Genomic DNA, 18,985 nt, shown 5'->3' with positions numbered 1-18,985 from the left:
GCGTGGACACGCTTGAGCGGACGCCGATCTTCACCGCCCTGACCCGACCCCAGATGTTCGCCGGGGTCACCTACAACTATTTCATCATCAACGCCGTGATCGCGTCGGAACTGTTCCTGGTCTTCCGCTCGGTCTGGGTCCTGCCCGTCGCCCTGCTGGTTCATGGCATCGGCGTGCTTCTGTGTCTGCGTGAGCCCCGGATCATCGACCTCTGGCTGACCCGCGTCAGCCGTTGTCCGCGCGTCCGGAACCATGATCTCTGGCGATGCAACTCCTACCGTCCCTGAGCCGTCGATCCGATGCGATGGCGCGGGAGCAGGCCGCCGGCTTGCACCTTCCCTATGCCCGCCATGTAGACGATCACACGATCGAAACCCGCGACGGTCTTCTACTGCAGACGATCGCCCTCAGAGGTCTGCTGTTCGAGACCGCGGATACGGCCGAGCTCAACTATCGCAAGACCCTGCGCGACGCGATGCTGCGCGCCGTCGGCACGTCGCAGTTCGCCCTGTATCATCACATCGTCCGCCGCCGGGTGCGGCCGGACTTGGCCGGCGAAGCCCCGGACGTCTTCTCGCGCTTCCTCGCCGAGCGGTGGACCGACCGGTTGGCGAGCCGGGAGCTGTTCGTCAACGACCTCTATCTGACGCTGATCCGACGTCCCTTGCCGGGACGGCTGGGGCTGGCCGACCGTGTCCGCAGCGCCTTCACGCGCGCGGGCGAGCCCGATGGCGCAGCCCTGGCGCGGGAGCTTGCCCACCTCGCCTCCGGACGCGACGCCCTTCTGGCGGCTCTCGGAGATTACGGCCCGAAGCTGTTGGGGCTGTACGAGACCCCGAACGGCATGTGCTCCGAACCGCTGGAGTTTCTGTCGGCGCTCTACAACGGACAGAGACGCCCCCTGCTCCTGCCGCAACAGGACCTCGGGGCCTATCTGCCCTGGCGACGCGTCAGTTTTGGCCAGGACACGGCGGAGCTCGCTCCGGCCGCCGGCGAGGCGCGGAACTTCCAGGCGCTGGTGTCGATCAAGGACTATCCGGCCTTCAGCGCGACCGGGATGTTCGACGACCTTCTCCGCCTCCCGTACGAACTGACGATCACCCAGTCGTTCGCCTTCGTCGACCGGCAAGCGTCGCTCGACCGCATGAACCTGGCCTTGCGCCGGATGCGGTCGGCCGAGGACGAGGCCGTCTCCCTGCGCGCCGAATTGGCCCAGGCCAAGGATGACGTGGCGGCCGGTCGCGCAGGGTTCGGCGAGCACCACATGACGGTGGCGGTCCGCGGCGAAACCCTGACGGAGGTCAATGCCGGGGTGGCCGAGGTCACGGCGACCCTGGGAGACCTGGGTGCGGTCGCCGTGCGCGAGGATCTCGGCCTCGAGCCCGCCTTCTGGGCCCAGTTCCCCGCCAACTTCCGCTACATCGCTCGCCGCGGTTTGGTGTCGACCAGCAATTTCGCCGGCCTGGCCAGTGCACACAACTTCCCGACCGGTTCGCCGGACGGCAACCACTGGGGCGACGCCATCACCCTGCTGGAGACGACGGCGGCGGGCCCATACTGGTTCAACTTCCACCAGGGCGATCTGGGCAACTTCACCATTATCGGCCCATCGGGGTCGGGTAAGACCGTGGTGCTGAACTTCCTTCTGGCCCAGGCGCGCCGCCTCAAGCCGCGCATCATCTTCTTCGACAAGGACCGGGGCGCGGAGCTGTTCATCCGGGCCATCGGCGGTCGCTATGATGTGCTGCGCCCAGGCCGCCCGTCCGGTCTCAACCCGTTGCAGATCGAGGACACGCCGGCGAACCGTGTCTTCCTCGTCGACTGGCTGGCCCGCTTGGTCGGCGCGACGGAAACGGCCGAGCTCGACATGATCCGCGACGCCGTCGAGGCCAATTTCGACCAACCGCACGCGGTCCGGCGTCTGCGCCATCTCGTGGAGCTGTTCCGGGGCGGACAACGCCCACGCTCCGGAGACCTGTGGTCTCGCATGAGACCCTGGTGGGGCAAGGGCGAGCACGCCTGGCTGTTCGACAATCCGGCCGATCTGACCGACCTGTCGATCGACACGGTCGGCTTCGACATGACGGTGCTTCTGGACGATCCGGTCCTGCGCACCCCGGCGATGATGTATCTGTTCCACCGGGTCGAGGACCGGCTGGACGGAACGGCGGCCATCGTCGTGGTGGACGAGGGCTGGAAGGCGCTGGACGACGACGTCTTCGTGCGGCGGATCAAGGACTGGGAGAAGACGATCCGCAAGCGCAACGGCATCGTCGGCTTCGCGACCCAGAGCGCTCAGGATGCGCTGGAAAGCCGGATCGCCAGCGCGGTGATCGAACAGGCCGCGACCCAGATCTTCATGGTCAATCCCAAGGCCCGCGCAGAGGACTATATCGACGGTTTCAGCCTGACGCCGCACGAGTTCGATCTGGTCCGCTCGCTGCCGGACAGCTCGCACTGCTTCCTGATCAAACGCGGCGGCGAAAGCGTGGTCGCCCGACTCGATCTGACCGGGGAAACAGAGCTGCTCGTCATCCTGTCGGGCCGCGAGCGCACGGTGCGACAGCTCGACGAGATCCGCGAGCAGGTCGGCGACGATCCGACGGACTGGATGGAGCCCTTGCTTGAGCGAGCCGGCGCATGAGCTGTTCTCCGCTCGTCTCCGGCGACCAGTTCCTGTCGAGCCTGCTGCGCCACCTCGACTGTCAGGGCCGCACCCTCGGCGCCGTCGGCTACGAGGCCCTTGCCGCGCCCGGTTCGCCGGTGACGGCGGCCCTCACGGCGGCGCTCGTCATCGCGGTCGCCCTCTACGGGATGCGTCTGGCGCTCGGTGACGCCGCAGCCCCTGTGCGGGGCAGCGTCATCCTCGCGGCCCGGGTCGGAATCGTCCTGACGCTGGCGGCCAGCTGGCCGGCGTTTCAGACCGTCGTGTTCGACGTCATTACCCGCGGACCGGACCAGATCGCCGGCCTGATCTCTCCTGCCCGTTCTGGCATCGGACGCACCGAAACCCTCATTCTCGACCTCCAGGCGGCGGACCAGGCCATCATGCGCCTGACCAATCTGGGCACTGGCCGTGTCGAGTTCTCCGCCCTGCCCGCTCCGGGCGCCGATCCCTCCGAGCCTCCGCAGCGGATTCCCATCAACGACAACCCGGCGTTCGGCTGGGCCCGCATACTCTTCCTGAGCGCCGCTGTGGCCGGCTTCGCGGTGACCCGCCTGGCGGCGGGCGTGCTGCTCGCGCTCGCGCCGCTGTTCGCCGGCCTTCTCCTGTTCGGCGCCGCGCGGGGATTATTCATCGGCTGGGTCAGGGCGCTGATCTTCACTGCGCTCGCCTCGCTGGCGCTGACCCTGATCCTGACGATCGAAGTCAGACTGCTGATGCCCTGGATCGAGGGCGTCATCATCCAGCGTCAGGCGAGGGTCATCACGCCGTCGGTTCCGACGGAACTGCTTGTCCTCTGCCTGTCCTTCGCCATCGGTCTCGTCGGCGTTTTCGCCTTCCTGCTGCGGACCAGCTTCATGACGCACGTCCCCACCCGGCCGCTGCGAGAGATCGCGGGCCGGCTGATCCGCGCCGCCGAACTTCGCGCAACGCCGCCCGTAGCTTCACCGCCGGTTGCCCCTGACGCGCCGCCCTCCCGGGCCCTGGTGATCGCCGATGCGGTCGCCGCCGCCCAGAGACGCGAGACCGCCGGCCGTCGATCCCCCACGCTGCGGACGAGCGATGCCCCGCGCCGCACCTTGGCGGCCGCCGTGCAGCCGACAGGTGACGACCTGGTCATTCCCGACTTCGGAGCCGCCGGCCGCAGGGCCCGCTCCAGAACCTCCCTTGGCGCCCGGTTGCGGGACAGACGCGCATGAAGAAATCCAATCGAAACGACCTCAAGGCCTACTACGCCGAAGGAGACAGCTGGGCCGCCGACCGACTCTCCGCCCTGCGCGCCTCTCGCCGCACCGCGTGGTGGGTGGCGGGCGCCGCCGTCTGCATCGCCCTGGCGGAAGCGGCCGCCCTCGTCATCCTCATGCCCCTGAAGACGGTTGAGCCCTACACCCTGCTCGTCGATCGCAATACCGGCTATGTCCAGGCGCTCGCCCCCCTCGATGCGGCGCAGATCACGCCGGACCGGGCCCTCACCCAGTCCATGCTCGTGCAGTATGTGATCGCCCGGGAGGGCTTCGACCGCGCTACCGTCCAGGCCGACTACCGCAAGGTCGGCCTCTGGTCCGCCGAGACCGCCAGGCAGTCCTATCTCGACCTGATGCGGGCGACCAACGCCGACAGCCCGTTGGTGCGATACCCGGTCGGCGCACGGATCGAGACGCGCGTGAAGAGCGTGTCGCCACTCGGGACCGACACGGCCATGGTCCGCTATGACACCGTTCAGCATGACGCGGGCGGCGGCGTCCTTCCGCTGCAGTCCTGGGTGGCGATCGTCCGTTATCGCTACTCCGGCGAGCCGATGGCGGCCGCCGACCGGTATCTCAACCCCCTCGGTTTCCAGGTCATCGAGTACCGGCGCGACGCGGAAACCCTGCATCCGGAGACCGCGCCGGTCGCTCCCGCGATTGAGGACGACGTGATCCTGGAGCCGGTCGAAGCGGTGGAGATGACGCCGTGACGCCCCTGATCGCCCTCCTCGCCATGTTCGCCACGACGGCCCAGGCCGAGACGCCGCGGCCGGCCGACCCCCGCATCCGGACGGTCCCCTATGCCGTCGACCAGGTCGTCCGCCTGCCGGTCGCCGCCAACTTCCACACCGCGATCCTGTTCGGTCCGGACGAGCGGGTTCGCAACGTCGCGATCGGCGACAGCGACGCCTGGGAGGCCACCCTCAACGAGGCCGGCGACGCCCTGTTCCTGAAGCCCCTGCGGGCGAGTGGAACCACCAACATGACGGTGATCACGGACGTCCGGGTCTACAGTTTCGAGCTGAGCGCCTCTCACGGCGGCGCGCCGGACGCCCCCTTCACAGTACGCTTCGCCTACCCCGAAATGAGCGCTCAGCCCGCGGTCGAACCCGGCGTCCCTCGCCTTGGTCGCTACACCCTCAGCGGCGCCCGTCGTCTCCGCCCGACAGCCATTGTGGACGACGGCGTGCGCACCTCGATCGAGTGGCGGCCGGCGCAGATCATCCCCGCGGTGTTCGCGGTCGACGAGCTCGGCGCCGAAACCCTGGTGCAGGGTCAGATGCGCAACGGGCTCTATGTCATCGACGGCGTTCACCGGGCCCTGGTCTTCCGGATCGAGCGCCATACCGCCCGCGCCACGCGGGCCTCCGGACGCGCGGCGCGATGACGGCCGAACGCCCCGAGACCGACATCCGACCGAAGGTGGCGCTAGCCCGCTCCGGTGCGCCGCCCTGGCTTCTCGCCGGCTGCGCCCTGCTGGCCGCCGGCGCCCTGTTTCTGATCCTCGACGGTCAGCGCCGCGAGCGCACCGCTCCGGCCACCCGCCCCGGCGCCGCGGACCGGGTCCTGACCATCGCCCCGCTCCCGCCGCTCGTCGTGCCGCCGGAGCCCCCGCCCCCGCCGGCGCGGCCCGTCCTCGTCACGCCGACGGTCGTCGCGACGCCGACGCCGCCCATTTCAGCGCCCCCTCCGCCGGTCTTCTCGCCGCCCCCGGCCTACGCGCCGCCGCCGACTTACACGCCGCCGCCGGTCTACACTCCGCCGGCACAGCCGACTGCGCCCCCCTCCCCCGTTTCCTCGACGGGTGCGTCGGTCCTCGTGATCGATACGGCGAGGTCCACACGAGCGTCAGAGCGTTCAGGCCCGGCGTCACCCAATGAGGCGGGGCCCGCCGCCGCCACCGATCTCCCGGTGCGGTCCGAAAGCCTGCGACGGCCGGCCAGCACGGTCGCGCGCGGCGTGCTCATCCCCGCCATCCTCGAGACGGCGCTGGACTCCACCCGGCCGGGTATGGCGCGCGCGATCGTCTCCAGCGACATCGCCAGCTTCGACGGAAGCCGCATCCTCATCCCTCGCGGATCCCGGCTTATCGGCGAGTATGCCGCCGATCTCACCGCCGGCCAGACGCGCGCCATGGTGCGCTGGACACGTCTGGTGAGACCGGATGGGGAAACGATCGCTCTCGACTCCCAGGCCGCGGACCTCACCGGGAGAGCCGGCGTGACCGGCCGTGTGGACAACCGGTTCCTGCAGCGGTTCTCGCGCGCCATCCTGCAGACCACTTTGAACATCGGCGCCAGCCTTGCCGCCCGCGAGATCGGCGGCGACGGCGCCGGGGTCATCATCGCCCTGCCGGGATCGAGCCAGACGACGGCCGCCGCTGCGACATCCGACACCCTGCAGCCGATCGTGCGGGTCGACGCCGGCGCGCGCATCGCCGTCCTCGTCGCCCAGGATCTGGAGTTCGCGTCAGGGACGCCCCGCCGGTGAGCGAAGATGCCGACACCCAGGTCTATCTGCGCAGCTACCTGGCCCCGCTGCGCGCCTTTCTCGATCGTCCCGATGTCACGGACCTCTATGTCAATCGACCCGGCGAAGTCTGGATCGAAACCCTCGGCGGCGCCGCCGAACGCCATTCCGCAGAGGGGCTGACCGGCGAGGTCCTCGACCGCCTGTCCCGGCAGATCGCCGCACATGCCCACCAAGGCGTGAACCGGGAGCATCCGTTACTCTCCGCCGCCCTGCCCGGAGGCGAGCGGATCCAGATCATCCTGCCGCCAGCGACGCGGGGCGAGATCGCCATCGCCATCCGCAAACAGGTCGCCAGCGACATGGCGCTCAGCGACTACGTCGCCGCCGGCGCCTTTCCCAAGCCGGCATCCAACGGCGCGGACACCGACATCGCCCAACACCTGAAGACCCTGCATGAGGCCGGCGACTACGCCGGCCTGCTCGCCGCCGCCGTGCGCGGACGGCGCAACATCCTGATCTCGGGCGGCACCTCGACCGGCAAGACCACCTTCCTGAACGCCCTGCTACGCGAGATCCCCGCCGAAGAGCGGCTGATCCTGATCGAGGATGCGCCCGAACTGATCCTGCGGCATGAGAACGCCATCGGCCTGCTGGCGCCCCGCGGCGCCCTGGGCGCGTCAACCGCGACGGCGGAAGACCTTCTGAACGCATCGCTTCGCATGCGGCCGGACCGGATCATCGTGGGCGAACTGCGCGGCCCGGAAGCCTTCACCTTCCTGCGCGCCGTCAACACCGGCCACCCCGGCTCGATGACCACCATCCACGCAGACAGCCCCGAGCGCGCCATCGAGCAGATCGCGCTACTCGTCCTGCAGGGCGGCACGACCCTCAGTCGCGCAGATGTCCTTCACTATGTCCAGTCAACGATCGACGTCTTCATCCATTTGGGCCGCGTCGGCGGCTCCCGCTCAGTCGAAAGCATCGTCGTTCGCCGGACAGCAGTCGAAACTGACGGCTAGTCCGGCGCATAACGTCGTCATGTCGGCGACTCATCGCTGCGATGTATCCGACTGACGATCACCGGATTTAGACGATCGCTAGCCATCGACGCAGCCCCCATTAGAGGAACCTTGGGTTCAAGGGGTGCGACGGATGATCCAGCGAACGAGCAAACACATGCCGACGATTCCTCCAGCAACCGGCGCGGTGATGGCCGCGAACTTGACTAGGTCCATATCGACGGGCCAACTGGCCCCAATGCCGACCGCTACCGCAGCATAGAGAAGATAGCCGACGGCGAGTCCCAGCACGATCGAGGCTTGTACCTGCGCTGACCGGACGACGGAGTGCTCTCGAAAATGGGGGTCTTTCATCTAGGGGCATCCCAATGGTCTAGTGGCATAGGTGGCATTGAACTGACGTCCGAGCGCGCCATACATCCCATACGCACCTCGCGGTCCCATCGACATTGCATAGTTGTGGTCGCGGCTGCCGACCACAGCTGAGGTTTCAACTCCGCCGACCCAGCCTGCTCCCAACTGCATGACGGTGTTTGCACTCGTTGACAGTCCGCTGTCGAGCGCCCCTTGGGAGTATCCGAGGCCATAGTTCTGACCGGCTCCAACATACCCGCCGAAGCCACCCAGGAAGGTGAAGGACGTCGTCACGGAGAACTGGATGCCACTTAGATTCCCGTTCAGAAGCGAATCGACAGGCACGGACACGGTACCCGTGATCCCCAAGGATCCCCCTAACAATCCGCCAAACCCGGTCGCAGAAGGGCCTCCACCAAAGGATACCCGGGGGCCGCTCGGGCAGGTCTCTTCGTTTGGCGGCGTCGCAGGAGCGCCGGTGACACCGCCTCCCCCCCCCCCTGGACCAGGAGTTCCGCCGCCTGGGGACGGCCCACCGGTCGGAGGCATAATGCACCAGTCATAGCCTTTCGTTCCGTCGTCCCGAACCTTGATCTCTCCGCCTCTCTTTATGCATTCCTCACGGCTGATTAAGGTCTGCAGTCCCGAAGGGTCGACGAGATTGACAGGGTCGCCTCTCACATAGGCATAGACGTTCAGCCCATCTCCATACCCGAGGGGGTCGGTCTGCAGGAACCGCCCGAACTGGGGCGCGTAGGCGCGGTTGCGGTAGTTGTAGAGGCCCGGCTCGATGATGGCCTGACCGGTGTACTGGAAGCGGTCCGAGTTGCCCGGCGCCGGCACGCCATACTCGTCGTAGCGGTTGACGTTCAGCGTGTTACCCGCCCCGTCCGACAGGTTGATTACCGATTGCCGCTCGTCGTTGGCCAGCCACATGCGGGTAGCCAGACCGGCGCCGGAATAGGTCACGATCGGCTGATCCAGCCCCGGTCCGGGGACGTGCCGCACCAGCAGCGTGCCCGCGTTGTTGTGCTCGCCCGTCAGCTGGGCGCCGGCGTAGGACAGATTGATCCCGTGCGCCGAAGAGCCATACATCCGACCGGCCGGGTCGTAGCTGTAGGCGGACCCCGACGTGCCGATCAGACGACCGGCCGCATCGTGGGCATAGGTCTGCCCCAGGCCCGAGGTGATGTTCTGGTTGGCGTCATAGGTGACCGGGGTGCTCCAGATCGAAGTGACCTGGTTCAGGCCGTTGACCGGATAGGCCGTCCCGCCCGTGACCGGCGCATAAACATAGGCTCCGTTGGAGGTCGAACGAGACGATATCTGGCCCGCCGCATTCCAGCCGTAGGTGAAGGTCACATCCCAAGCCGATCCGGCCATGTCGTGCGACAGGCCAGTTCGACGTCGGGCCGCGTCGTGGGCATAGCTGGTTGTCGTGCCGTTGCCGCGGGTAATCCCCGTCAGCTGGCCAACGTCGCCATAGCCGTAGACTGCCAACAGGCCGGGCCCGGAAGTGGCGCTGTTCTCGCGGATTGCGGTCACCGCGCCGTAGGTATCCCGGTCGTACTGGACGTGGAAGCTGTCCGGCCACGTGATCCGCGTCATGCGGCTGGCCGGATCGTACTGATAGCTCATGGTCCCCAGAGGCCCGGCCTCCGAGGTCATGTTCGACAGCGCGTCCCAGGTCCGGGTCAGGGTCTGGCCGTTGCCGCTGGTCGTCAGCACCCGGCCCAGATTGTCGTAGGTCGTGGCGATGTCCATCGTGCCGGACGGCGCATCGATTTGGGTAGGGCGATTCAGAGCATCATAGGTGACCGTCGTCACCTGTCCCGCGCGATTACGGCTGGAGGTGACATTGCCGGCCGGATCGTAGCCGACCTCCGAGTAATCCGTCGTCGAGGTCCCGCCGCCGGAGGCATTGGGATAGCGAAGCCGCACCGGACGGTCGTGGCCATCATACTCCTGCACCGACACATTGCCATTGCCATCCGTCGTTGTCGCGACCCTGCCGTTGGCGGTGTAGGTCATCCGCTCGACGATCTCTTCAGGCTGGCCCACCGCCTTTGTCACAGTCAGGGGGCGGCTGACGGCGTCGTACAGCGTCACCTGCGTGATCCGGTCGGGGCCATCGCTGCCCGGCGTCGTCGCCGTGCAGGCCGAGGCCGGTAGAGAGCCGAAGGTCGCCGGGTTCATGCGCACCACTGTGCAGTCCACCCGGCCGGCTGCATCGTAGCTGACCTGAGAGGCCGCCACCGTCACACCCGCGCCAGTCTGCTGGCGCGTCACCACCGGGCGTCCATACGCGTCGTAGCCGGTCTCCGAGCGCAGCACCGGGGTGAAGCTGGCGAAGTCAGCGTCCGAATAGCCTGCGGTGTTGCCAGTCTCGGTGACCGTCACCTGACCGCGGCCATTGTAGGTCATTCGTTGAACGCGGTGCTGCCCTGCCCCGGGCCCATCCGGATCCGGACCGATAACGCCCGTCACCTGACGGGCGGCGTCATGGATGTACCGGGTCGTGTCCGCCGTACCGGGCAGCGGACCATCCACCGTCTCGACGTCACCGGTGGCCGTATAGGTCATCGTGGATCGTGCCAGCGAAGGGCTCGATCCCGCCCCCCGATCGATGCTGGTCACCTGGAGGTTGTTGAACCCCGTGGAGGAACTGTAGCCGATCGTGGTCCGGACCTCATCGACGCCGCCCAGACAGCTCGTACCGGTTGCGCAGCTCGACACCATGATCGGCAGGATAACCGACGTCGCAGCAGGCGTCGGCGTCCCCGCCGCATCCTTGGCGGAGGCGGTGAACGAGGCGTAGGTGAAGCGGGTCTCGGGCCGCGACGCGCCCGATGTCGGCGCCGGAGCTGTAATCGCGAGCGGCCCGCCGTGCAGCGGATCCCACGTGTAGTTCGTTACGCCTCCCCGCGCGTCGGTCGTCGTCTGGGGGAGATTGCAGATGACCGGATTGGCGCAGACAGCGTCATAGGTGGCCGAGGTTGTAATCGCAGGAAGCCCCGAGGCAGGGATCGCCCCCCTCTCGGTCCCGGTGACATTGCCGCGAGTATCATAGGTGTAAGCGACATAACTTCCGTCCGCGCGGGACTGCTGGGTCACACGGCCATCGACGTCGTAGGTATAGCTGATGGTTTCACCGGCCCCGTTGGTGACCGACGCCGGTCGGCCTACGGTCAGGTCGGTGACGACCGTCAAGGATTGGCCGCCGGGGCCCGTGCTGACCGCGGTGCGGATATTGCCCACATCCGTGAAGCTGTAGGTCCACGTTCCGGAGGCGTCTGTCACACTCGCTAACCGGCCCCCTGAGTATGCGAGCGTCACATCGTCGATCGCCGATCCCGGATAACGTATCGCGGTCAACTCCAGCGGGGTGCCGGAATAGGTATATTGCGTCACTCCGCCGGACTGGTTTGTGGCCGAGTTGAGATAATAGCCGATAGGCTGACTGTAACTCATACTGGGCCATGTCCGCGAGAAGGTGCAGGACGTCGCGGTCGGCGGGCAGTAATCGACCGCATTGTTCAGGCCGGTCACAGTGGCAAGGTTCAGCCAGTTTCCAATCCTGCTGGTCAGATTGCCAGACGCGTTGATGTTGTTAGACACATAGCTGTAGTGAAGCTGATATCCCCGGTTATTGGTGATCGACTGCAATCGCCGCACCGTCCCCCAGGTGATCTCGCTCGTCGTCGGGTTCACCGACCGTACATAGGTCGCGCTGGAATAATGGTATTGGCGCCGCTCTCCATTTGGCGAGATGACTTCCGTCACCATCCCCCGCGCGGTGCAGGTGGCGCCTGTGCCCGTCAGGCAAAGCGAGCTGTCGAACTTGACGACCAGACCGTCTGACCGGGTGTACGTGTAGATCGTGCCCGCCTGGGTCAGTGACGAACCATTCTGGCGGACCGGCGTGAAGACAGAACCCGACTGGGTGAACCGCTCGGAACGACCTTCGAACGACACCAGCGTCGGCGTGCTTGCGCCGCCGACATTGATACCCGACTGGTTCGTCGCGTCCCATCGGCCGCGAGAGTGGCTCAAGCCCCCATTGGCCGGATCGCCAATGACCACCGCAGGCGTGGTCCAGTTGTGGTATCCCGAAACCATGTCCACGCCGCGCGGATCAAACGCGTAGTGTTCCGGCGGCGCGATGATATCGACCGTCTGCGCTTCGCTCGTGGAGGCGATCCCTATGCCCAGCGCGAGGCTCGATACTCCCGCGACAAGCGCGAGACGGGTCGGAGCGCCATGGCGCGAGAACTCGCCGAAGAGGCTCATCGGCCGGCCTCCCCGCCTGCCGTGACATCCGAGCGCCAGAGCACCTGATCGGCGGGATCAACCATCAACAACGAACCATCGCTGGCCAGTTCCAGCCGGGCGTCGGTCGTCGCAATGCCCGAGGGGGGAAGGAAGCGCGCATCCCCCTCGCTCGAAACCTCGAACATCGCCGCCAGATCTGATGGCAAGGGCGTCGACGCCGACCACAGCTCAAGCCGTCCCGAGGGCCTGAACGCCAGCGACCAGGTCCCGTCCGGCGAGGTCAGGGCCTGGTGCGGCAAAAGGGGGTTATCCGCCGGCAGACGCCGCAACGCTGCCCAGTAGGAGACGCCGCCCTGCCCCCTGAGCGTGCGATTGTTGGCGTCGTCGTAGCTATAACTGGACGCGTGGGTACCGGCCGGACCGCTGGTGGTCACCCCGACCAACCGCCCGTTGGCGTCGTAGGTATAACTCTGCGTGGCCTGAGCCTCAGCCGCACTGGCTCCCGCGACACCGACCAGCAGTGCGCAAACCGCAAGACATCTCATGACAACCCCTCCCCCTATGGTTGAGATGTCAGCTCGACTCTCAACCATAGGGAAGACACGATCATGTTATCCCGCCGTTACGGACTTCATCGCACCTCGACTGCGCCGCGGCGTTCCACAGCCCCCACACCGGACGAAAACGATTGACTGGCTGTCTTTGCAGGCACTGCAGCGGCGCGGACCCGGACCCGCACCAGACGCATGATCACGCGCCTCCGAACGATCCCGCCGATTCCCGGCAGAGGAGAGCTTTCCGCCTTCAGCCTCCAGCGGCAGAGCCTACAACGCTGAAACTCGTATGGCCGATGACCCAGGCGATGGCAGTTCCCAGAATTAGCGTGGACGGAAACACCCATAGCCATCGCCAACCGAGCGCTCCGGACAGATCTTCGGAGCGGCGACGAAGGGCTCTCTCGTCCAGCATGCTGCAGGCGCAGATCACCGTCCAGAAAACGACGAACAGAAATCCTGAAGGGCCTTTCGCCAGGTTCGAAACAATGCCGATCCCGACAGACAGAACCAGAGCGACGACGCCTGTCCGGATCAGCATCTGGCCTCAGGGTTCGAAAGTGAAGCAGGCATTGTACCACGTCCCATTGACTTCGGTTCTGTAGCAGTTGCCAACCCAGCCGGACTGCCCGCCGAAGGACTGCACGTAGTTGACGAGATCCTGCCCGGACAGCACCGTCGGCGCTTGATGGAAATCATAGGCCGACCCGACGAGCCCACTTCCCAGTTCGCCGAGCGCGATCATGTTATCTGTGCGCAAGACGCATCACGCTCGTGGAGCCCATTTTATCTACAGAGCCATTCAGACATCCGGCTCAGGTGAGAATGGCCCTTCAGTCTCTGCGAAGAAGATGCTCTCCTGAAGACGCCATCGGCCTTCGATCCGGACGAGGAGACACGAGACGTAGTCTTCCAGATACCGTTCCGGGAGAAAGGTCTGCGGGCTGGCATTGAAGGCCGGTCTTGCACCTTCCCTGATATAGCTGACGACGACGGTGTCATCATCGACATGATGGAAGTAGGTGAAGGTCCTGCCGGAAAGGATTTCCCTGACCTTTCCAGAGTTCAACGGGCATGACGCCCCTCCGACCAGGAAGCAGCGGATGCCCGGATCCATCTGCCCGCCGGGATCGTAGGTGATGCCCGCGCCTTCCACCCAGAGAGCCAGGTCGTCGAGCTTCTCTGTTCTCACCAGGTTGGCGATTTCTTTGGCAGCGCCGGGAAGCGATGTGGCAGCGACTGGCGCCGGTTCTTGTGCATCGACCTGCGGACCACAGCCCAGCACGGCGAAGATGGAGCCAATCCAGAGGAGATTTCGGCCGATCTCAAACATCACATGCGTCTCCGATAGGAGTGTTCAACGGATTGCTCCTCGACGCGGGCGGCGAGCTCTTGTGAGTTAAGGTGCAGGTGCACCCGTTCTGCTGCCGTTGGAATTTCCAGTTCGCTGACCGGCGCGAACTTGGTCGCCCAACTCAGAGCTGGAGGTGGCCGCGTGCGCGACGCCGGCAACGCCAACCCAAGACGCCAAGGCTCGAGCTGTAGCTACCCCTGATCACGGCCATCGCAACGTATCGCCACAGACGCCCGGTACGCCCACCGTCGGGTCGTCAACCATGTTCACGGCGAGATAACCTCCACTCACCAATCCAGCTCAACAAGAGCAGGAGGCCGAGTGATACCGGGTAGAAGGCGATCAGGGCAGCTACGAAGCCCAACCCAATCAGTGGACCAAGCCCGTCTGCGATGACGACCAGGATCGCATGGACAATCGCCGTCACAAAGCTGACGACGGCGCCAAGGGGGAAAACGCTCTGGCTCGACCATTTGCGATGGACGACTACGGCGGCAGTTACGATCGTCAGTACGATCAGCGCGGGCCAAGGAGCCACCTGCCATGGGCCCAGAAAGAGCCCGACAAAGACGTTTTCGAGGTTTGCGAACAGGCTCGACATCATTCGTCTCTCCAAGCGTCGCGTCGGTTTTGATCCCGGCGTCTCGCACGCCGTTGCTCATAGTCAAAGATCGGCCGCATAGCGCTCACACCCAGATAATAAATCGCAGCCTGTCCTCGGCAACTGACCGCAGATTCGGGGTAGATGCAGGCCTCACGCATATCGCGGTAGAAGGCGACATCGCAGTTTCTTTGGTCAGCGCCGGCCGTTGTCCAGCACTGGTCATGAGCACGGCATGCCGGCCGGAAGTCTTCGCCAGTCGGCAGCGTTCCCGGCACACCTGTACAGTAGTTGACGCCGGCAGGCGGACGAGGGCGATCCTGTGACACTCGTCGGGGCGTCGCCGGCTTCTGCCCCTGAACCATGACCTCATCCAGTTCGGTGGGAGGCTCCTGTGGATTTCCGCCGCTACCTCCGATCACGCCTCGACCATCCAGGAACTCGTTTCTCGGATTGATGAGCTGCCGCGGTGGACCGCCATTCACGCATGGTAGATTATCCGTCGGGGCTGTCACGCATTGGAGCGCGATCCCCAACGGGTCGATCGCGTTCACCGGGTCCCCGCCGACATATCCGTAGATGTTCAGCCCGTCGCCGTATCCGATGGGATCGGTCTGCAGGAACCGCCCGAACTGGGGTGCGTAGGCGCGGTTGCGGTAGTTGTAGAGGCCCGGTTCGATGATGGCTTGGCCGGTGTACTGGAAGCGGTCAGAGTTGCCCGGCGCAGGCACGCCGTACTCGTCGTAGCGGTTGACGTTCAGGGTATTGCCCGCCCCGTCAGACAGATTGATGACCGAATGCCGCTCGTCGTTTGCCAGCCACATCCGGTTGGCCAGACCCGCACCGTGATAGGTCACGACCGGCTGATCCAGCCCCGGTCCGGGGATGTGCCGCACCAGCAGGGTGCCCGCGTTGTTGTGCTCGCCCGTCAGCTGGGCGCCGGCGTAGGACAGGTGCGTACCCGAGCTGCTCGCCGAGTACATTCGCCCCGCCGGGTCGTAGCTGTAGGCGCTGCCGGAGGTTCCAATCAGACGACCGGCCGCATCGTGGCTGTAGGTCTGACCCAGACCCGAGATGATGTTCTGGTTGGCATCATAGGTGACGGGCGTGCTCCAGATCGAGGTGACCTGATTGCGCCCGTTGACCGGATAGGCCGTCCCGCCCGTAACCGGCGCATAGACATAGGCGCCGTTGGTGGCGCCGCGCCGGATGATCTGGCCGGCGGCATTGTAGTCGTAGGTGAAGGTCACATCCCACGTCGATCCCGCCATGTCGTGGATGATGCCGCCCATCAAACGCGCTGAATCGTAGGCGTACCCCGTGGTCGTCCCGTTGCCGCGGGTGATGCCGGTCACCTGGCCCACGTCCCCATAGCCGTAGACCGCCAGCAGACCAGGGCCTGAGGTGGCGCTGTTCTCGCGGATGGCGGTCACTGCGCCATAGGCGTCGCGGTCGTACTGGACGTGGAAACTGTCCGGCCAGGTGATCCGCGTCATGCGGCCGGCCGGATCGTACTGATAGCTCATTGTCCCCAGAGGACCGGCCTCCGAGGTCATGTCCGACAGCGCGTCCCAGGTCCGCGTCAGGGTCTGGCCGTTGCCGCTGGTGGTCAGCACTCGACCCAGATTGTCGTAGGTCGTGGCCACATCCATCGTGCCGGACGGCGCATCGACCAGGGTGGGGCGATTGAGGTTGTCATAAGTGATCGTCGTCACCTGTCCGGCCCGGTTACGGCTGGTGACCACATTGCCGGCCGGATCGTAACCGACCTCGGAATAGTCCGTGGTCGAGGTCCCGCCGCCCGAAGCGTTGGGATAGCGCAGCCGCACGGGCCGATCATGGCCGTCGTACTCCTGCACCGAGACATTGCCATTGCCGTCCGTCATCGTCGCGACCTGACCGTTGGCGGTGTACGTCACACCCTCGGTGACGGCCTCGATCTGCCCCACCGCCGTGGTTCTGGTCAGGGGCCGGCTGGCCGCGTCGTAGGTCGTCTGCGTAATCCGGTCCGGGCCGTCCGCGCCCGGCGTGGCCGGCGTACAGGCCGACGCCGGAAGCGACCCGAAGGTCGCGGCATTCATGCGCACGACCGTGCAGTCGACCCGGCCGGCCGCATCATAGCTGAGCTGGGAAGCCCGATACGTCATCCCACCGGCTGTCTGCTGCCGGGCCGACACAGGACGGCCGTAAGCGTCATAGCCCGTCTCCGAACGCAGCACCGGGGCGAAACTGGCGAAGTTGCTGTCCGAATAGCCGGCGGTGGCGCCCGTCTCGGTGACCGTCACCTGACCGCGTGCATTGTAGGTCAGCCGCTGGGCGCGATGCTGCCCTGCTCCGCCGCCATCCGGGTCCGGGCCGATCACACCGATCACCTGACGCGCGGCATCATGGATCATCCGTGTCGTATCGGCCGATCCGGGCAAGGGACCGTCGACGTAGTCCACGTCGCCATTCGGCGTGTAGCTCATCGACGTGCTGGCCATGACCGGACTGGAGCCCGAGCCCCGGCTGACCGTCGTCGGCAGCAGGTTGTTGGCCACGCCTGCCGAGCCATAGGCCAGCGTCGTGCGCACCTCGTTGGAGCCCCCGCTGCAGCTTGAACCCGTTGTGCACTCAGACACCTCGACGGGCATTTGAATTGACGGTCCCGGTGAGAGAGTGATGGGCCAGCCCTGCTTGTACCAAGCTTGCCTCGGCGCATAAGTGATGCGGACTTGGGGGCGAGCTCCGCCCGAAACAGGCGACGGCTCGGTCACACTGAGAAGACCGCCGTGCCCCGCGTCCCATGTGTAGTCCGTGACCTGACCGCGCGCATCCGTTTCCGTCAGCGGCAAATTACAGATGACAACATTCGTGCAGGCGGAAGCATACGATGCTCGGGTCACGACCGGAGTCAGCCCTGAACCTGCTTTGGGAGTGTGGGTCGTTTGCGTCACGTTCCCGCGACTGTCGTAAACATATCCGACGTAGTCGCCTTCCGGGTTGGTAATACGCGTTACCCTTCTCTGGTCGTCATAGAGGTAGGAGGTCGTTTGTCCGAGTGCGTTGGTGACGGACGTCGCCCGCCCGATGCTCAGATTGGACACTACCGTCAACCGTTGCCCCGCCGGGCCGTAGGCTGTCGTTGTCCGAATAACGCCTGCATCCGAATATGAGTATGTCCATGCACCGTTTGGCCCCGTGAGACTGGTGACGCGTCCACCAGGGCCTGTCCGCGTCAGCGACACATCGTTGGAGGATTGACCGGGATAATGGACGCCCTCGATTCCGGTAGGGCCCCATACGTAGGTCGTTGAACGGCCACTCTGGTCAGTTGCGACCTGGCCAAGCCAGTCGCTGTACGTAACACTCGGCCAGTTTCTGGAGGGGCCGCCATTGTAACAGTACGGCTGGCAGTAATCTATGGCGGCATTGAAGCCCATCACACGATCGACCGTCAGAAACTGATTTGTCTGCCACTCCGGATCGGTCGATTTGTAATAGTAGGCGAGACTATATCCGAATGTATTCTCAACTTGCTCAAGCCTGACTACATCGCTGTAGCCGAGACATTCGGAGCTGTACGGATCATATCCTGTACAGATCGTATAGGCGTTATAGCGGTAGCGGGTCTGGGCGCCGTTGGGTTCGTCGACGCGCGTGAGCAATGCGCTGGTGTCATAGAAGCTCATCGCCGACGCATGCTCCGTCGTAAACCAAGCAACAGAGCCTGTTCTCGTCGTATACTTGTAACCGCCGCTCACCACCTCGAGGCGCTGGCCCTCCTGGTTTTGCGGGATGAAGTTCGATCCCGAGCGGGTGAACACATCCGCCTCGGCTCCCAGCGCAACTGTAAAACGAGACCCGGCAATCGAGATATTTCCGAGCGAGAGATCCCGCCAATTGCCTCCGCTATTAACGCGACCGTGCCTGAGCCCCCCCGCCGCCGGATCACCGATGACGACCTCTTCCGCAACGGTCGTCCAGGCGCCCGTGACCAGATCCACTCCGTTTACATCGAGCGTGTAGTGTTCTGGCGGAAGCGGTTGGGTTCGGACCTGCGCCTGCACCGATTCCGCAGCGATCAGGGCGACACTGGATGTGGCGGCGAACAGCAGGGGTTTCATCGAGGCGCGGGTCATTGGCCGTCCTCCCCGGCCGTCGCCGCATCGGATCTCCAGAGCACCTGACCGGCGAGATCCAGCATCAACAGCGACCCATCGCCCGCCAGCTCCAGTCGGGCGTCAGCAGCCGCCGAACCCGAGGGCGGCAGGAAACGAGTCTCGCCTTCCGCCGAGACCTCGAACACCGAGGCCAGTTCGGACGGCACAGGCGCGTCCGCTGACCAAAGCTCCAGCCGCCCCGACGATCGCAGCGCCAGGGACCAGGTTCCGTCCGGTGAGGTCAGGGCCTGATGCGGCGACAGCAGGCCATCGACTGGCAGGCGGCGCAGAGCCGCCCAGGACGA

16 protein-coding genes are annotated in these 18,985 nt (G+C 65.6%); 7 read left to right on the top strand and 9 right to left on the bottom strand.

All coding sequences use genetic code 11. From position 1 onward, the window contains the following. Window positions 1–2 precede the first annotated feature (2 nt). The 7 genes from ABDZ95_RS09200 to virB11 are packed head-to-tail and all read left to right on the top strand — an operon-like array spanning window position 3 to window position 7,403. Window positions 3–287 carry a VirB3 family type IV secretion system protein gene (locus ABDZ95_RS09200; RefSeq protein ID WP_343792956.1) on the top strand — a complete coding sequence of 95 codons (285 nt, stop codon included), beginning with the start codon at window positions 3–5 and terminating at the stop codon, window positions 285–287. Next, complete coding sequence (locus tag ABDZ95_RS09195; RefSeq protein WP_343792954.1) at window positions 266–2,644, top strand: VirB4 family type IV secretion/conjugal transfer ATPase; 2,379 nt, start codon at window positions 266–268, stop codon at window positions 2,642–2,644. The genes ABDZ95_RS09200 and ABDZ95_RS09195 overlap by 22 nt, the downstream gene beginning before the upstream one ends. Continuing rightward, window positions 2,641–3,864, top strand: a complete 1,224-nt coding sequence (locus ABDZ95_RS09190) for a type IV secretion system protein (RefSeq protein ID WP_343792952.1) — start codon at window positions 2,641–2,643, stop codon at window positions 3,862–3,864. The genes ABDZ95_RS09195 and ABDZ95_RS09190 overlap by 4 nt, the downstream gene beginning before the upstream one ends. After that, window positions 3,861–4,622: a VirB8 family type IV secretion system protein gene (locus ABDZ95_RS09185; RefSeq protein ID WP_343792950.1), complete on the top strand. Its 762-nt coding sequence runs from the start codon at window positions 3,861–3,863 to the stop codon at window positions 4,620–4,622. Before ABDZ95_RS09190 ends, ABDZ95_RS09185 begins: the two co-directional genes overlap by 4 nt. Next, window positions 4,619–5,299, top strand: a complete 681-nt coding sequence (locus ABDZ95_RS09180) for a TrbG/VirB9 family P-type conjugative transfer protein (RefSeq protein ID WP_343792948.1) — start codon at window positions 4,619–4,621, stop codon at window positions 5,297–5,299. Before ABDZ95_RS09185 ends, ABDZ95_RS09180 begins: the two co-directional genes overlap by 4 nt. After that, window positions 5,296–6,402 carry a TraB/TrbI/VirB10 family type IV secretion system protein gene (locus ABDZ95_RS09175; RefSeq protein WP_343792946.1) on the top strand — a complete coding sequence of 369 codons (1,107 nt, stop codon included), beginning with the start codon at window positions 5,296–5,298 and terminating at the stop codon, window positions 6,400–6,402. Before ABDZ95_RS09180 ends, ABDZ95_RS09175 begins: the two co-directional genes overlap by 4 nt. Next, entirely contained in the window at window positions 6,399–7,403 is a 1,005-nt protein-coding gene (gene virB11 / locus ABDZ95_RS09170; protein ID WP_343792944.1) for a P-type DNA transfer ATPase VirB11, read from the top strand. The genes ABDZ95_RS09175 and virB11 overlap by 4 nt, the downstream gene beginning before the upstream one ends. A gap of 117 nt (window positions 7,404–7,520) precedes the next feature. Here the strand turns inward: virB11 and ABDZ95_RS09165 are convergent, their stop codons facing one another. The 9 genes from ABDZ95_RS09165 to ABDZ95_RS09125 form a co-directional block, all read right to left on the bottom strand. Beyond that, complete coding sequence (locus ABDZ95_RS09165) at window positions 7,521–7,757, bottom strand: hypothetical protein (RefSeq protein ID WP_343792942.1); 237 nt, start codon at window positions 7,755–7,757, stop codon at window positions 7,521–7,523. After that, window positions 7,758–12,047 carry an RHS repeat-associated core domain-containing protein gene (locus ABDZ95_RS09160; RefSeq protein WP_343792940.1) on the bottom strand — a complete coding sequence of 1,430 codons (4,290 nt, stop codon included), beginning with the start codon at window positions 12,045–12,047 and terminating at the stop codon, window positions 7,758–7,760. Continuing rightward, entirely contained in the window at window positions 12,044–12,574 is a 531-nt protein-coding gene (locus ABDZ95_RS09155) for an RHS repeat domain-containing protein (protein ID WP_343792938.1), read from the bottom strand. The genes ABDZ95_RS09160 and ABDZ95_RS09155 overlap by 4 nt, the downstream gene beginning before the upstream one ends. 259 nt (window positions 12,575–12,833) lie before the next feature. After that, the gene (locus ABDZ95_RS09150) at window positions 12,834–13,124 is read right to left on the bottom strand and encodes a hypothetical protein (RefSeq protein ID WP_343792936.1); all 291 of its coding nucleotides are present in this window, start codon (window positions 13,122–13,124) and stop codon (window positions 12,834–12,836) included. A gap of 6 nt (window positions 13,125–13,130) precedes the next feature. Further along, a complete protein-coding gene (locus tag ABDZ95_RS09145) occupies window positions 13,131–13,328 on the bottom strand; it encodes a hypothetical protein (RefSeq protein WP_343792934.1) in 198 nt (65 codons plus the stop codon). A 57-nt stretch (window positions 13,329–13,385) separates the two neighbouring features. Beyond that, on the bottom strand, window positions 13,386–13,916 hold the full coding sequence (locus ABDZ95_RS09140) for a hypothetical protein (RefSeq protein WP_343792932.1): 531 nt from the start codon (window positions 13,914–13,916) through the stop codon (window positions 13,386–13,388). Window positions 13,917–14,193: 277 nt separating this feature from the next. After that, a complete protein-coding gene (locus tag ABDZ95_RS09135) occupies window positions 14,194–14,541 on the bottom strand; it encodes a hypothetical protein (RefSeq protein WP_343792930.1) in 348 nt (115 codons plus the stop codon). Next, window positions 14,538–18,659 carry an RHS repeat-associated core domain-containing protein gene (locus tag ABDZ95_RS09130; protein WP_343792928.1) on the bottom strand — a complete coding sequence of 1,374 codons (4,122 nt, stop codon included), beginning with the start codon at window positions 18,657–18,659 and terminating at the stop codon, window positions 14,538–14,540. The genes ABDZ95_RS09135 and ABDZ95_RS09130 overlap by 4 nt, the downstream gene beginning before the upstream one ends. Continuing rightward, window positions 18,656–18,985: hypothetical protein (locus ABDZ95_RS09125; protein ID WP_343792926.1), on the bottom strand; the 330-nt coding region annotated here is incomplete at its 5' end. The genes ABDZ95_RS09130 and ABDZ95_RS09125, both read right to left, overlap by 4 nt.

The sequence above is a fragment of the Brevundimonas kwangchunensis genome (genome assembly GCF_039523815.1).
Lineage (GTDB): Bacteria > Pseudomonadota > Alphaproteobacteria > Caulobacterales > Caulobacteraceae > Brevundimonas > Brevundimonas kwangchunensis.
This window is presented reverse-complemented; position numbering and strand designations above follow the sequence as displayed.